Genomic DNA, 15,819 nt, shown 5'->3' with positions numbered 1-15,819 from the left:
GTTAAAAGCCTGAATCGGCCAATAACCACGCAGGTGTCTATTCTTTTACCGCTCCGGCCATAATCCCGTGCACGAAGTATTTTTGAATGTAAGGATACAGGAAAATGATCGGACCGATCGTGATGACCGTAATGGCCATCTTCACGGTTTCGGCAGGCAATGTGATGTTGCCTGATGCCCCTGACGGAATTCGTCCGGAACTTATCGCATTGACGTTCGACAGAATGTTGTAGAGGAAATACTGCAGCGGAAACAAATCGCGTTCGTTAATGAAGATCAGCGCGTGCCACCAATCGTTCCAATATTGAAGCGCATACATTAAGCCGACCGTCAGCAGTGCGGTTTTGCTTAACGGAAGGGCTATTTTGACATAGATCGTAAAATAATTGGCGCCGTCCATCTCGGCCCCTTCATATAAAGATGGAGAAATGCTTGCAAAGTACGTTCGCATCAGAAACATGTTCCATACGCTGAATATGGACGGCAGGATCAAAGCCAGAATGCTGTTCTTCAACCCGTAATAATTGACGCTGACCATGTACCACGGTATCAAGCCGGCCGAGAAGATGATCGTAAAGTTGCTAATGAAAGCGAGCACGTTGCGGTATTTCAGCTTTTTGATAGATAGGGAAAATGCAATCATGCTGGTAATCAACAGAGCCCCGAACGTCCCCACAGTGGTTACAAACAGGGTAACGCCGTAGGATTTGAGCAGTTTCATCCCACTATTAACAAAGATATATTTATATGTATCCATGCTCGGGCTCAGAGGGATGATCGAATATCCGTTTCTTGCAACGGCCTGTTCCGAAGAAAAGGACACGCTTAACGTTAACACAAGAGGATACAGACAAACGAGTGCGAATAAGCCAATGAATGCATAGGCAAAGCCAATCACCAATTTATCGCCAAGCAATCTATTCTTTTCCATCATCAAAATAGACCCTCTCCGTCGTTTATTTTCTTAGCGGATTTGTTAGCAGCCGTAATCAGGATCAAGCCCATCAATGACTGGAATAGCCCGATGGCCGTCGAGTAAGAAAAGCCCAGCGTACGCATCGACTGATAAACGTAGGTATCGATGACCGTTACTTCTTCAGCCAGGACCGGGTTGTTGCCAACGATACCGTAAATCATCCCAAAGTCCCCGTAGAAGATTCGTCCGACGCTCAGCAAGCTCAATACGATGATCGTTGGCTTCAGCATGGGCACGGTCAAGTAAAGAATTTGCTGCAATTTGTTGGCGCCATCCACCTTGGCCGCTTCGTATAGGCTCCCGTCAAAATTGGACATCGCCGCCATGTAGACAATGGAGCTGTATCCGCTCCATTTCCAGACGCTCGACAGAATGATGATCCACTTCCAATACTTTGGCTCCGAGTACCAGGAGATCGGCTCTGCACCGAAGAACTTCAAAATATGATTCGCTACGCCCACATCCGTGGAGAAGATTCCGTACAGAATCGCACCGACAACGACCCAAGATATGAAATACGGAAAAAACATCATGCTTTGCGCGATCTTTTTGTAGGCCTTATGCCGGATTTCATTGATCAGAATGGCAATGCTGACAGGAATGATAATGCCTAAGATGAGACCGAAAAAGTTGATATACAGCGTGTTATAGGTAACCTTCCATCCCATGCTGTTTTCCGAAAAAAAGTATTTGAAGTTGTCCAGACCCACAAATTTGCTGCCGAAGATGCCGTCGACCACATTGAAGTCGGTAAACGCCATCCATATCCCGGCAAACGGGATATAGGAGAACATGATCAGCACGATCAGCGCGGGCACGCACATGAGATACAGGATCCTGTGTTTTTTTATTTCATAGAGAAATCCCTTGACAGCCGAACTCATTCCATCACCCCTTTGCATGTGATTACACGACTATGCTGTAATGCCTTGCTGCAGCTTCATCTTTAGTTCATCCAGATCGATCACGGTACCGGAAATTCTCGCCTCTTCCGCGGCATAGGCCATCATATGGCTTTCAACGGACATGTCGATGGAGGATCTGCTGCTGAAGTCGGCATTCCCCAGATTCTCCAAGAAGTCATTCATCAGACCGGTGTCGCCGCCGTTATGTCCGCCGCTCACCGTTGCCGGCCGAATGACGGTTTGCTGTACGGGTTCTGCCATATTGGAGTTAAAGCGGGTGACTTCGATAATGTTCAAGTTATCGTCGCCTCGGATTTCCCCATGCTCGCACATGATTTTGAGCGTACGGTACATTTTGTTTGTGAATCCGCTTAAATTAAACGTTGCCGTTACCCCGTTTTTGAATTCGATCAGGGTGACTTGATGGTCGCATACATCATTGTCAAGCCGATATACGCAGCGTCCGTAAGGACTCGTTGCTAGTGCTCGGAGCAGTCCCTCTTCGCTCTGATCCGCCGAAATGACGGTAGCGGGCCATTGGCCCCTTATCGGCAAATAGGCCTTTCTTGCGTCGAATCGGCAGTTCGCGGCTGCCTTACAGTCGAGGCATCGTTCCGCACTGCCTGCCGGTGCATTCTCCTCTTTGAAATACGTAAGGCTTCCATACGATGAGATACGTTTCGCCCCGCTGTCCACAAGCCAGGATAGAATATCCATGTCATGACAGGATTTCTGCATGATGATCGGGCTCGCCAGATCGCTTCTTCTCCAATTGCCTCTTACGAAGGAGTGTGCCATATGGAAATTGCCGATGTTCTCGTTGTGCTGTATGGTCACGATTTTCCCGAGTTCATTGCTATCGATGATTTTCTTAATTTCCGCAAAGAAGTTCGTATATCTGAGTACATGGCATACAATCACCTTGCGTCCTTTTTCATTGGCTTTCTCCTGAATTCTCATGCATTCTACCGGACTTGGTGAAATGGGCTTCTCGAGCAAAATATCATAGCCAAGATCAAGCGCCATCATCGTTTGCTCGTAATGGTCCTTGTCCATGGAAGAGATGATGACGGCATCGCAAATTTTCCCCATTGCATAAAACGCATCCACGGATGCAAATTGTTTCTCCAGCGGAATCTGAAACTCATCCGCCGCTGCCTTTCTTCTGCCGGCATCCGGCTCGATGACCGCCACGATTTCCTCGCTTTGGTAAGCGTGCCTTGAATAGATCATGCCTCTTTGTCCTGCACCAATTAATGCTAGTTTCAACTCCATAACCTCCAGCGAGCTCGTATTTGTCTAGATCGATTATTCTTGTCCCGGCATCTGGGGATCTTCCAAGGGATAATATCCTTCCGGATAATAGGTGTCCCATATATTCTTGAGCGGATCCTCGCGGGCGGCTTCGACTTGTATCGTACCCATCTCATAATAACCATCCTGTTGCCGGTTCTGTATATTCAGCGTGAGTGAAGAACGGTCTTCGAAACAGAGCGCTACGCCAAGCGAATAGGTTCCCGCCGCGATGTCCTGCAAGTGTACGATCTCGTTATGGACAAGGTCGCCGGTTAACCAGGAATGCGTTGCCGCGTGCAGCGGAAATTCATGGGACACGTTTTCCTGCTTTAGCTGCAGCCGCAGCTGAAATTTTCGATAGATTCTTGAGCTTCCCGAGTTTACGAACCAGAATCGCAGCGGCAGGCTCCCGCTGCCGGACACCGTTTCCGGGTAGGTTAGCCGACGTAAAGCAAGGTTGTAACCAAGCCCTAGGTTTACGTTGGACATCCCGGCATGCCAGCGAAAGGCCTCCCGTCTGATATGGGAACCGCCAGCTTCATCGGTCGCATGGAGGAACACCGGGTAGCTCTTCCATACCCGCTGCAAATGATGTTTGGCAAAGGCTTCGCAGCATTCGATCCAATTCTCCTCGCCGCACTTCACCAGCAAGCCAAAGCCGCGGCCGCGCTCCTTTAAATATCGAATCAGTGGTTCATTCTGCAAATCTGCAAGCAGTACCTGGGATCCAAAGGAATCGATATAGGCGTTCCATTCTTCCTTGCTGTTTGCTAAGGTCGAGATCATGACGGCCGCAAGGCGTTTATCCGAATCGATCATACTCCCGACTTTTCGGATCAATGCCGCATAACATGCTTCGTGGTTATCCTTCGTCCATTCTGGCAGGTCCGGCGTCAGGAAAAGAACAGGGTTCGTAATCACTTTCAATACCTTGTCGATCCCTCCGAGCTTATACTCTCCTCGCGCAGGTTCTAGTTCCTTCCATGCAAAAGCCGCATATTCGAATCGACCGTGGATTGTATCATACTCCTTGACCGATAAGGGCTTCGGCCTGATTTTGACGGTTTTGTACTTCTCGTAGCTCTCAAGCGAATATTTCCCCATCCTCTTCGCTCCTTTGTAAATGGCTGTCAACGGTTCCGCGGAACAATTCTATATCTGCGTCGGTTATATAAGGCATGCTGCCAATCCGGCCGATATCTTCCTTCAGCACGATCATGCTTAACGTATTGAATCTGGCCCCGGTCCGCATATACTCAGCTGCCGCTCTTTGCAGCGAGGTCGTATATTCGCTGGTGTTCAACGCCGGATCAGCATTCCGGTCTCCAAAGACTTCATAGCGCAGCATGCCGTCCCCTTCATGGGTGGGATAATTATAAAACTGCCGTTGAACGTGGACGATATTGCTTTTATCATTGTCCAAAACGAGCGAGAGCCTGGAATCATAAAGCCAGCTTGAACTCCAGAAGCCTCTGATGGGCAATTCCGGAAAATATCGATCATAGAACCCGATGGCCATCGCCATGGAATTCCTCAGCCTGTCTGGCGTGTACCCGGGCCCGGAAGGAATGTGAAGCGCCAACAGGGTATCCCCTTTTTGAAGCACGGTATCCCAGTCCTTCTTTAAGATTGGCGTTGTTTCTCTTTCGACGAATCCCATGGGATTGATCCGATTCGCTATGATGAATTCGGCATTCTCCTGCCATTCCGATGTGAAGCGGCCTTGCGAATCATAAACATCGTTGATTCCGTTCCGCTGTCCATCGCTGCGGAAATCCTCTCCGGGATGGCGAAGGGCAAGCACTTCCTGCGTATCCCTATGGCGGAACATGGTGAAGGAATCCTCGAATCGGTACGGAATAAAATAGAAGCGGTCCAACAGAAAGATGGAGCAGGTATAGAAATTCATCACCCACGGGAAATCATGAACCTTGGCATCGCCCTGCAGTGCCAATTTTTCCATTTGCAGCTTCAGCGGTTGATGTGGAATGTCCTCATAATAGGTTAGGGGTACGGAACGCTTCTCCAGCATCTTCATGGAAGGCACCACGCAGGCTAGCAGCAACAAAAATGAATATAATTCGCCGTACTTCTTCATGCATGCGGGCGTCATATTGGTATAATGGGCTTCATCACAGCGATTGCGCGCCGAGCACAGATCCTCCACCAAAAATTTGGTGAAATGAAACAATACGGCGTCTTCCTCTATCGCTAAAATCCCCTGTTTAATCCATTGCCGAGTCTCCTCGGGAGTCTGATATCGCTCAAAGATTCCATTCAAGAAGCCCCTTGGTATGAGATAGGGCTCGCCATCCGGTAGATAGCGATCATATTTTGCTTCCAATCCATCAGGCAGATAATCAAATTCACAGATCGCTGTTACTTCTTTATAATTCATCGGCCTTTCCATTAGCCTGCCTCCCCCTTTCGACGAATAGCTTACCCATCGGGTAAAAGCCGTCTTGATATCCCGTGATTGCCAGCTGGATATTCCCGATTTCCTTCACGCCGGTTTCGATGCCAATCTCCAGCGCATACTCGCCCGCCGGCATATCGTCCGGCAGCGAAAAGCTTTCTGTCCAAGCAATATCCTCATCCGGGAGCCATTCCCTGATGTCCTCACTGCTATGAAGCGTATACGATCGACATTGGCCGGTTAACCTCACCGCCAGCGGATAACGATGATAAATCGGAGCGACGCCGACATTAGCCCACAACGCATCGATGTTTAGCTCTCCGCCAACGAACGCTATCGAATCGTACGCGAATTTCCTTAATTCGAAGCGGTAGCCCATCTTGTTAATCCAAGCCTTGACCTTCTCTTTCCACGGTTCCGGTACTACCGTCCCTTTGTTGTTAAAGGATGAAATATGCCACTTGAGCGTTTCCTGTATGATATAGTCGATATCCCAGCCCTGCAGATACCAGTCATTCATATGCCAGCATGCTTCGAACAGGATCGGCGCTTTCTCCCAGGCATCGCCCATCTCAAAATTCTGAATATTTTGCGGATAGAAATCGGTCATATGCGACCACTGATCGCCATGAAAGCCTCCCATATCCCCCAAGCAATCCACGCGAAATCCTACTTTAGCTTTGCGTTCATTTATGATCCGGATCGACAGCGGATCATGCAGCAGTGCCTGGAGAGGCGTTATTTTAAAACCGTCCAAGTAAGCATCCGTTATCTGCTTAATCGCGCCAGGCGTTAGAAATTCTGTTCCGCCGCCTTCCCCCCAGGCTCCGACTATGGTCAAATCGATCGAGCTGATAAGCGGGTGGCCGTCAAAGCGGGCGGCAAACGCCTTGATGAAATCAGACCAATACTCGGCATATGGGGTGGTCAGAGGGTCTACTCTCCAGAACGGAAACTCGGGCTCCTCCGGATATTCGGCCCGGAACCAAGACGGAATATCGTCTTCTTCGCTTAATGCATATGGCGAACAGCGCACCACGGCAGTACAGCCTAATGATTTGGCGTAATCCAGCTTTTCCTCCAGTACGCTCCAGTCATAACTCCCTTTATCCGTTTCGACGTCACGCCAACGAACGCTGAAGAAATATACTTTGCTGTCCGGATGATTGTACGTCCTGCTGTCTTCCGCAAACTTGTATTTGCGCTGCGCTTCCCCCCGGTTATCAACAATCCGTTCCGGATCTCCCATCAAGCCCGGCGCCGTGGTAAAGCCAATACCCGGATTGGTCAACATTTCATCCGATATCATAGGGTAAACCGTAACTCTCTTGTTCATATCCCAACTCCCCCATGTACTAAACAGAACTCTCTGTTTGTTACGTTGTTTGTTACGTTGAATCTGTTTTATTACACAATTTGTTTAGTGATTTCATGTTATATCATTCGCATGTTATCTGGCAATATCAATTTTGAAATACTTCGAAATTTCTAGTGACAACGCATGGAATATACATGTTACTCTTGATTTTGATTAAGGAGGAATGTAAAATGAAGTAACGTAACAATATTGCGCAACAAACAACGTAACATAATCTATAATAAAAGCAAATCATTGTTAACAATGTAACATTCCTATAAACTCTAAAATGGCGATTATTAGTAACTTAAAAGGAGAATGTGTTTATACATGAGTACGATTCGGGATGTTGCTAAACTTGCAAATGTATCCACAGCCACCGTGTCCAGAGTGTTAAACAATGATACGAAGTATAAAATCACGGACGAAACCCGGGAAAGGGTTTGGCAAGCCGTTACGCAGCTGAACTATAAAATCGCATCAGGGCCCAAGCGGAAGGTTTCTGCTCAGGATCCGGCCGAAAGCAAATCGCATATCAAAATCGGATGCGTCTTAAGCGTCACCAAGGATAAATACAACGATCCCTACTTCATGTCGATCTTATCCGGCGTGGAAGAACGCTTGCTTGGCGCCGGTTACAACATGTCCTTTATCCGGACGGGAATTGAATTGAACGACAGCAAGATCCTATTTAATACATTCAGCGAACCGATTACCGGCCTCATTCTCATGGAATCGCTCGATCACGAGACCTACGAATATATTCGCAAGCAGGTCCCGTACATCGTAGGTATCGATACGGAACGCGGGGATATCGACAATGTCGGCTACGATCATTACAATGTCGCTTCGATGGCCGTCAGCCATCTTATTGAAAAAGGCCATACCCGAATCGGATATATCGGGGGCAGCGGATTATCGAGCAACCTCAAAGACAGCCGTCGTTATCGGGGCTACTACGCAACCATGCATGCTGCCGGATTGTCGGTCAATCCCGATTGGGTTATTGATTGCATGTGGGATGAGGCGGTCTGCATCGAAAAAATCAATCATCTATGTACAACCCGAAATTTCCCGACTGCCTTCTTTGCCGGCAGCGATTTAATGGCTATGGCCGCCCTCAACGGCCTGTATAACAACGGTATTTCCGTTCCTGACGAAGTAGCGGTTATTGGGCTATCCAACATTGAGGTATCCAAGTATTCCAATCCGCCGCTGTCTACGATCGATGTGCCGATGAAAGAAATCGGCATGGTAGCTGTCGATAACTTAATCGACCGAATCAACGGAAACAAGCTGCTGCCCAAAAAGGTGATTTTGCCTACCCGCTTGGTGGCACGCAGCTCAACTTAAACGGTTTTTTTGGCAAGTGGAAACTTAACGGCGTCCCATGCTTTTTCAGAACAAGCGCCTGGAACCGTTGCACGTATTCACGAATTGTTAATTGCCTGGCTCGGAAAGGAGGTGAAGGATTCGATTTCTTGAGAGTAAAAGAACAATTCTGTGAGGAGGTTTGACATGAAAGCACGGGGTATCCATTGGAAGCAGCCGTTTGCCCTAATTATCATGACGGCCATTCTACTTGCCTTATTCCCTTTTCCCCGCTTTACTTGGTCTGCGGAAGCTGCTTCTGCCTCTATCGTTGTTGACGGCGATCCGAGCGACTGGGAGGGCATTCCGGCCCTATCCACGAATACGGGAACGGCTCAAATCTTAAAGGCTTCCCATGACGACAAGAATCTTTATCTGCTTGTGCAAGGCTCCGGCCTTAGCACTACGATGGGAAGCTTCTGGTTGAATACGGACGGGAATGCTTCTACCGGATATCAAGCTTTTGGCTGGGGCACGACAGGCGTTGAGTGGCTTCTCGAGAACCTAACCTTATACCGCTACTCAGGCAATGGAAGCAGTTGGAGCTGGAATTTTTCATCGTCACTGACTTCTTCTCAATATGTACGTTCCTCATCCGTGATTGAAGCAGCGATCCCTCTTTCTACGCTTGGACTTGGCGAAGGCAGCAGCGTGAGCATCGGGTATCTGGATAACAATTCGGATATGCACCGCCTGCCGGCTCAGAACCAGCCGCTTCCGGTCTATACCTTACAAGCACATCATCCGGGAGGCAATATGATCGAATTCTATCCAACCGAGCTGAATGATCCGTTGAATAACCCGTTTAAAGGCTGGGCTCCATCCGCGAAATCTACCAATTATCCTCAACCTCATCGGCTGGTATATGCCGGCGTGACTTGGAAGGAGTTTGAGCCGACGAAGGGCAATTATGATTTCAGTGCGATTGAAGCCTCCAATCATTTCGACTATTGGAAAAGCCGCGGCGTCAAGGTAATCCTTCGCTTTATTCTGGACAGTCCTTCCGGCGTGGCTCACCGGGATATCCCGGATTGGCTGTACAACGACATGGCAAGCTTGGGACAATCGCCGGGCAAGGCCTATCGCGACGATACTGGAGGCATGGGAGCCGGCAACAACACGGGCTTCTCTCCTAATTACAGTTCCGACTATCTGATCGCCAGGCACAAACTTGCAATCGAGGCGATTGCGGACCATTACGACTCCCCGGATAGCCCGATCGCTTTTGTGCAAATCGGTTCGCTCGGACATTGGGCCGAATTCCATACCTGGCCTTATGTCGGACCGAACGGGGAAAGCAACTATACGGGGGCATTTCCCCCGAACAGCATATCCAACCAATATATTCAGCATTATATCGATGCCTTTGCCGATCAGGAGGATCACACGCAGCTATTGATTAGACGCAGTGTAGAGCTGGCCAAGAATAACAACAAGGGTTTGATTCTGGGAATGTACAATGACGTCTTCGGCGATCAGCCGAGCTTCGATTCCGATTGGGGCTGGTATACAGGCACCCAGAACGGATATTGGGATGACATCGGCCAGCAGCAACCCGCACATGCAAACTTTTGGGATACTCGCGTCTCCGGCGGCGAATTTTATGGCGGTGCTTATGGCATGAATGCTGCGCTTACGTCAGGCAGCGGCTTCAATGAGACCCTTCGGCAAACCGAGCTCAGCAAGCCAAGCTGGCTGGGACCGAATTCTCCGGCTTCCCTGGCGGTTGGGAATCCATTGCAAGGCAACATCGATACGCTCAAGAAACGAATGGGCTATCACTTTGTCGTGAACAAGGCTGCATACCCGCAAGTAAATAGCGGAAGCACGCTCGAGGTATCCGTCACGGTGGAGAATAAGGGGGTTCAACACTTCCCGTTCAATTGGCCTCTTGAAATCCAGCTGCGCAGCGGCGGCCAGATCGTGGCACGCCAAACCACATCGGCGGACTTAACGACCTGGAGAACAGGGCAGCACACGGTCACAGGCTCTCTTCCTACGAATACACTGCCGAGCGGTACTTATGAATTAGCCATTGCGATTCTCGATCCATCGACGAACCAGCCGGCGATTGATTTCGCTAACACAAACCGGCTTTCAGACGGAGCTTATAAGGTCGGTTCATGGACCAAATAGCATGATAACCGGATTTCAACTAGCATAATAAAAAGAGCAGCAGATGGCCGCGTATCATTCACGGCAACTCTGCTGCTCTTCCTTCATTTAAAGGCTATAGATCATGAACGCCAGGTTATTGCTCATGATTCCAGATGAAATGCTGCTTCAAGCTCGTGGATTCGTTCATCATCGATGTGGATGACATCGCCTAGCGTTCTCGCCGACAAAATGGATTTCGCGCTGTACTCCGCAACTTCCAATCGATCAAAAGCGTTGAGCAGGCTTTGACCGGCAACGATTACGCAGTTATTGTTCACAATGGCAATCGGCGTATTGGCTTTAAACAGCGAAGCGGTACGCTCAGGCTCGTTATACACCGCATGAAAGGGGAGCTTCGGCGTTCCGCGAAGCAATATATAGCTTTCCGGAATCGTCCTCGAATCGAAGGCCGTGTCGGTGACCGCAAATGCCATAATGTTGGGAGGATGCGCGATGATGACCGAATGGACATGCGGCTGCGTGTTATAGATCGCTTCATGGAGGAAAACGGATTTGCTCGGCTGTTTGCCCGCTTCCGCTTTGCCGTTCTCTATGCGGACGAGGTCTTCCGGTTCCAGATCATTGCGGTCTTTGCCATAGGGCGTGATGACAAAATCGTTTCCTTGCAATCGATGGGAGAAGGTGCCCTGCGTGCTGGTGAACAATCCCTGTTTATACGCGCGTTTCATCAATCCGCACATATCGCGGCGCAGCTCTTTTTCTTCCGACGTGCAGGAATCGCGGATGAACGTATCCATCTGCAGCGTGCTTTTGTTGCGCACGGTTTCGTAATCCTCATCGTTAAGCAGGACCGGTTTACCGATTCGACGTGCCTCAATCTCAAGGCGTGCACAGAAGTCGAGGGTTTCGAACCGACGAAACGCTTGAAATAGGTCCTCTCCCCCGACCACGACCCCGTGATTCTCCAGCATGACCGTGTCGATCCCTTGCTTGAAGACGGCTGCGATGTTCTCCCCAAGCTGCTCGCTTCCGGGCAGCGCATAAGGCGCGATTCCGATCTCGCCGCAGATTTGCCTTTCGTTCGGAAGCAGCCTTGTATCCGGAATGCGCCTTACTATGCTGAACGAAACCAGTGCAGGCGGATGGGCATGAATGATCGACTTCAAATCCGGGCGGGCTTGATAGATGAGCCGGTGAAAGGGAAATTCGCTGGAAGGCTTGTGAATTCCCTCTACCCTGCCGTCCTCCTTCACGCATACCATATCCGACCGGTTAAGCGACCCTTTGTCCACTCCCGCTGGCGTAATCCATATATCCCCGTTTTGGTCCCTGATCGACAAATTGCCTCCCGACGTGGTTGTCATCCCATGGTTGTAAATGCGATTGATAAAGAGAAGAAGCTGATCTGCCGGATGCACAAATTCCTGATTCATTCCTGCCACCGCCCTATCCGAATGTTTTTGTTTAGTTTTGTTTGTCTTTATTATACTGTTTTTTCTGTTGATGTTCGAGGAGAAATGTGGCAAAAACAATAACAATAGCCGTAAATAATATTGATAATGATCATGAACCGGAACATAAAAAACAGGGATGATTATGATATCATCCCTGTTTTCCCCGTTTGGCATAGTGGATCTTCACTTTACGACCTAGGTATTACGGCCTTCCAGATCCCCTTCAAGCTCCAAATAACGATCACGCAACATTCCCAATTCATCCTCCGACGCGTCCCAATAAATCCGTTGATGACTCTCCAACAGAGTTTCCAGCATACTGTGATATGCAGAACGGTTATTGTCCCGCATTTGCTTGCTGCGCTGTTCGTCCGCAACATATTCCTTGTGAACCGAAGAGAAGATCCAGGAATCCACCTGGTTCGTTGTCGCTGCCAGACCGAGCAAGTTTTCCGTTCGGTCGGCTATGTTCTGTGCCCCGTGAAAGTCGTGCTTCAGCAATCCGTCCATCCACTTGGGATTAAGCAAGCGGGTTCGAACGCCTCGCTGAATCGATTTGCGTACTTCTTCCGTTAATGCCTGCTCGCGCGTTGTATCGGTGATATACATTTCCGCTCGACTGCCCTTAACGATTTCTACCGATTTCGCCAACCCCCCGAAAAATTCGTAATAATGGTCCAAATCCGTAATTTCGTGCTCATGATTGCTCCGAATTTGCGAAACGATATCCACGGCCGCCAAGTTGGCCTGATACAGCTCAAGCATTTCCTTGCCTCTGTAGTTGGCGCTATATACATGCTTCAGACTGTTCATAAATGACGCGCCTATCTGGCTTTCCTCTTCCCACTGTTTGGTCTCGATCAGCTTGGTTACGGTCGTTCCATATTCTCCTTCGGCAGGACCGTAAATGCGGGCGCACGCCAAATCCCAAGCCTCGTCGTGCCCGGCGCCGGCATTGCGCAGCTGTCGGTACAGCAACTCCGAGTGCTGTTTGAACCAATTTTGATCCATCGGCTCATCCAGCTCGGATACTTCTCTAAACATGCGATGAAGCATGAATAGCTGGTCCGGAAACATATCGCGGAAAAATCCGCAGATATGCACGACGACATTGATTCGCGGTCGGTTCAGTTCGGAAAGTGGAATGATTTCATATCCCATATGCATGGAATGTCCCCTTTCCTTGATTCTGACGCCGAGATAAGCCAGAATCTGGCCTAACGTCTCTCCCTGGGTCCGCGAAGTTTCCAGCCCCCACATCACGAGTGCCGTCGTTTCAGGATATTTTTGATGGGCCTCGTAGTACAGCTTCAAGGTATTCTCGGCAATTTTCAACCCGGTCGCAGCTGCCGTCCGGCTTGGAATGGCGCGCGGATCGAACTGCACCAGGTTATTTCCGGACGGCAAAACCTCCGGATTACGAACGCTGTCCCCGGCTAGGCTAACCGGCAAATACGCCCCATCCAGCGCCCGCAGCAGGTTCTTAAGCTCCATATCCGCTTTGGTGGAATGATATGCCGTTAACCCGTGATTCCAGATGTCGTTCCAGCGTGCCTTCATTTCATCCGGCAACTGTGGAGGCTCAGGGATGGTTTCATTATGAATGAAGGATAACACGGCATTCCCTACACACTCATCCAGCAATTGCAGTCTTTCAATGTCCCGGCTTTCCAGCAGGCTGTCATAATCCCAAGCCATGGATGCTGCAAATACTCTTTGCAGCGATCCAAGTTTTCCCTGCTCATGGCTCAAAATCATTTTCATATGCCCTGCCGCTTCTTGATGGTTGTAGCCCTCGCCGACGACATGCAGACCGTTCGGGATCACGGATCTTCGAATCCGATACAGCTCGATTTCGAGCTCTTCCAAATCGTCCGTTTCCATAGAAAGCGATGCCGCCTGGTCCCGTATCCTCTTCCTTACGTCGGGAACACGCGTTGGATTCAGCCGTTCCGTTTCCCGGTACTCGTGCAGCATCGCTTCAAGCTCGACATATTCACCATATAATCCGCTTGACGTGAAGGGCGGGGATTGGTAACCGATCAAGGCAGCATGCGACCTTCGCTTCGCGATCATTGCCTCGGACGGATTTCCAACGTAATACATATAGAAATGCGGAAGATCTTGGATCAGGGCATCCGGCAAACAATCACCGGACATTCCGCTCTCTTTTCCCTCCAGAAACTCAAGGGTTCCGTGGGTTCCTACGTGCAGGATGGCATCCGCCTTGAATTCGTCCCGAATGTATTGATAAAAGGCTAGATACTGATGGTGCGGAAGAAGGCTCTTGTCATGGTAAGCAGCCTCGGGATGCTCGTGAACGCCCCGGCTGGGCTGAACCCCGATAAACAGGTTTCCACTTAGTAAACCGGGGATTTTGAATGCTCCCTCCTCCGTCGTCATAATATTGCCCGGCGCCTCTCCCCACTGCTGAATAAGCTCATCCCTGCGATTGGCAAACACTTTATTATTCTGCTCATAAGCCTTATTGTCGTACGTTGGAAGTTCAACGGACCAACGCTCGTCCGTCCAGACTCCGGAATTGACCGCTCCTTCCCGAAGGAAGCGTTCCCTTAATTCAGCTCCGGTAAATGCCTCTGTCGTGTAGCCGTGATCTTTCATCGCTGTCGCGATTCGGGATATGGATTCGAACGTATCCAGAAACGATGCCTGAAATAAATGCCCCTCTCCGGGAGGATAGTTATAGCCGATGATGGCGATACGCTTTTCCGACGGCTGCTTGGTTCGAAGGTCCAAATATCGACGAACTCTGCTGATCAACCGCCGCGCTCGCTCCTCAATGACCCGCAGTTCCTTCGTGTGAAGCTGCATTTCCTCATCGTATTCACGACCGGATAATGCGGCAACCGGAAGCATGTCAATGCTCCCGTCGAGCTCGGGCAGCATCATTTGGACCAAAAATTCGGAAGGCGATAAACCTTGCAGCGAGCCTTCCCATTCTTCCCGTTCCCTTCGCGTTAAGAAGAACGGATGGAACATCGGCGCTTCAACTTCCTTTATTAAGGATAGGATCTCATCGCTTTTCCCTCCGGTAGGCCCCGCGCCAAGCCGGAACGGAACAAAATTCACGATCAGATCGATCTTACCGCCCTGGGAGCCTCCTTGCATCAGCAAACTTCGCAGCCTTTGGGGATCGACGCGTACCAATGAAGTGAGTGCGATGGGTAGGACATTCGCAAATTTCCGAAGGTCCTGAATGATACCGCCTACGATTTCACCGGTATGGAGCGGATAGCTGTATCCCATAAATAGCACGGCTACCGTCGGCAAATCGGTCCGAACGGGCGTCACGCTCTGATAGGCCTTTAAAGATTCATACGGTCGCTTCAAGAGTGGGTCGTAAATACCCAACGTCTCTAGAACAGAAGGCGGTTCCACCGGCGGCCAATCCGTTATTTGGCCAAATGTTGTAGCGATATAGCCCAGCATATGCTCCAAATTGTCGATACTTGAATGTCTCCAGTAATCAAGTAAGGTTCGATAATGCTCGAGATCTTGATTTATATCAATCCGTGCGGAAGAACCCGTCGGATCCCCTCGTTGACCGCTTCCGGCAATATCTTCATAACGCAGCGATCCCAATCGGAACAAATCTTGAATCCCATCCGCATTCCCTCCTAAAATCACCTGCTGCGCCTCATGACCTTGGCAAAGATCATAAATGCGGGAAAGAGTCTGAGCCGGCGTACCGTGCGGATCATGAATAATAAACTCCGCTTCCTCTACCTTCGCCTTCAGCCGCTTCCATTCTTCATCCGACAATGTTCCTTCTACATTAAACACGGATAACGCTAGACGACTGCGAAAAGATGCGTCCCATTTCTTATATAGCTGCGACAAATCCCTCATCGCTGCATGGGATGTCGTCAGCACGGCGATTTTCACTCTTGTCGCCTCCCCTCTAT

Annotated in this window: 10 protein-coding genes; 2 read left to right on the top strand and 8 right to left on the bottom strand. The window is 49.7% G+C overall.

From position 1 onward, the window contains the following. Positions 1–37: 37 nt before the first annotated feature. Genes P0X86_RS15140 through P0X86_RS15115 form a run of 6 tightly spaced genes read right to left on the bottom strand, consistent with a single transcriptional unit; the run spans position 38 to position 6,929 of the window. Positions 38–934: a carbohydrate ABC transporter permease gene (locus P0X86_RS15140; RefSeq protein ID WP_277748869.1), complete on the bottom strand. Its 897-nt coding sequence runs from the start codon at positions 932–934 to the stop codon at positions 38–40. Then, on the bottom strand, positions 934–1,860 hold the full coding sequence (locus P0X86_RS15135) for an ABC transporter permease (RefSeq protein ID WP_009590570.1): 927 nt from the start codon (positions 1,858–1,860) through the stop codon (positions 934–936). The genes P0X86_RS15140 and P0X86_RS15135 overlap by 1 nt, the downstream gene beginning before the upstream one ends. Before the next feature lie 30 nt (positions 1,861–1,890). Next, positions 1,891–3,156, bottom strand: coding sequence for a Gfo/Idh/MocA family protein (locus tag P0X86_RS15130; protein ID WP_277748868.1), 1,266 nt, complete (start codon positions 3,154–3,156; stop codon positions 1,891–1,893). A gap of 33 nt (positions 3,157–3,189) precedes the next feature. Continuing rightward, positions 3,190–4,281: a DUF4832 domain-containing protein gene (locus P0X86_RS15125; RefSeq protein WP_277748867.1), complete on the bottom strand. Its 1,092-nt coding sequence runs from the start codon at positions 4,279–4,281 to the stop codon at positions 3,190–3,192. Further along, positions 4,262–5,587: an acyltransferase domain-containing protein gene (locus tag P0X86_RS15120; protein ID WP_277748866.1), complete on the bottom strand. Its 1,326-nt coding sequence runs from the start codon at positions 5,585–5,587 to the stop codon at positions 4,262–4,264. Before P0X86_RS15120 ends, P0X86_RS15125 begins: the two co-directional genes overlap by 20 nt. Beyond that, the gene (locus P0X86_RS15115; protein WP_213578485.1) at positions 5,565–6,929 is read right to left on the bottom strand and encodes a DUF4832 domain-containing protein; all 1,365 of its coding nucleotides are present in this window, start codon (positions 6,927–6,929) and stop codon (positions 5,565–5,567) included. Before P0X86_RS15115 ends, P0X86_RS15120 begins: the two co-directional genes overlap by 23 nt. Before the next feature lie 351 nt (positions 6,930–7,280). On the opposite strand from P0X86_RS15115, the gene P0X86_RS15110 reads away from it, so the two are divergent. Both P0X86_RS15110 and P0X86_RS15105 read left to right on the top strand, forming a co-directional pair. Next, entirely contained in the window at positions 7,281–8,303 is a 1,023-nt protein-coding gene (locus P0X86_RS15110; RefSeq protein ID WP_009590609.1) for a LacI family DNA-binding transcriptional regulator, read from the top strand. A 165-nt stretch (positions 8,304–8,468) separates the two neighbouring features. Then, positions 8,469–10,457, top strand: a complete 1,989-nt coding sequence (locus P0X86_RS15105) for a DUF4832 domain-containing protein (protein WP_277748865.1) — start codon at positions 8,469–8,471, stop codon at positions 10,455–10,457. A 122-nt stretch (positions 10,458–10,579) separates the two neighbouring features. On the opposite strand, the gene P0X86_RS15100 is transcribed toward P0X86_RS15105, so the two are convergent. Further along, positions 10,580–11,872: a class II aldolase/adducin family protein gene (locus tag P0X86_RS15100; RefSeq protein ID WP_277748864.1), complete on the bottom strand. Its 1,293-nt coding sequence runs from the start codon at positions 11,870–11,872 to the stop codon at positions 10,580–10,582. Positions 11,873–12,088: 216 nt separating this feature from the next. Further along, a complete protein-coding gene (locus P0X86_RS15095; protein ID WP_277748863.1) occupies positions 12,089–15,799 on the bottom strand; it encodes a cobaltochelatase subunit CobN in 3,711 nt (1,236 codons plus the stop codon). Positions 15,800–15,819 lie beyond the last annotated feature (20 nt).

The sequence above is a fragment of the Paenibacillus sp. BR1-192 genome, assembly GCF_029542445.1.
Classification (GTDB): Bacteria; Bacillota; Bacilli; order Paenibacillales; family Paenibacillaceae; genus Paenibacillus_AQ; species Paenibacillus_AQ lautus_A.
Note: the sequence above shows the minus strand (reverse complement) of the source record. Positions and strands in the feature narration are given on the sequence as shown.

What these genes read in the sequence shown, in the direction of transcription:
- P0X86_RS15125 (WP_277748867.1), bottom strand. Translation starts at nt 4,281, where the DNA reads ATGGGGAAATATTCGCTTGAGAGCTACGAGAAGTACAAAACCGTCAAA.
- P0X86_RS15120 (WP_277748866.1), bottom strand. Translation starts at nt 5,587, where the DNA reads ATGGAAAGGCCGATGAATTATAAAGAAGTAACAGCGATCTGTGAATTT.
- P0X86_RS15105 (WP_277748865.1), top strand. Translation starts at nt 8,469, where the DNA reads ATGAAAGCACGGGGTATCCATTGGAAGCAGCCGTTTGCCCTAATTATC.
- P0X86_RS15130 (WP_277748868.1), bottom strand. Translation starts at nt 3,156, where the DNA reads ATGGAGTTGAAACTAGCATTAATTGGTGCAGGACAAAGAGGCATGATC.
- P0X86_RS15135 (WP_009590570.1), bottom strand. Translation starts at nt 1,860, where the DNA reads ATGAGTTCGGCTGTCAAGGGATTTCTCTATGAAATAAAAAAACACAGG.
- P0X86_RS15140 (WP_277748869.1), bottom strand. Translation starts at nt 934, where the DNA reads ATGATGGAAAAGAATAGATTGCTTGGCGATAAATTGGTGATTGGCTTT.
- P0X86_RS15115 (WP_213578485.1), bottom strand. Translation starts at nt 6,929, where the DNA reads ATGAACAAGAGAGTTACGGTTTACCCTATGATATCGGATGAAATGTTG.
- P0X86_RS15100 (WP_277748864.1), bottom strand. Translation starts at nt 11,872, where the DNA reads ATGAATCAGGAATTTGTGCATCCGGCAGATCAGCTTCTTCTCTTTATC.
- P0X86_RS15110 (WP_009590609.1), top strand. Translation starts at nt 7,281, where the DNA reads ATGAGTACGATTCGGGATGTTGCTAAACTTGCAAATGTATCCACAGCC.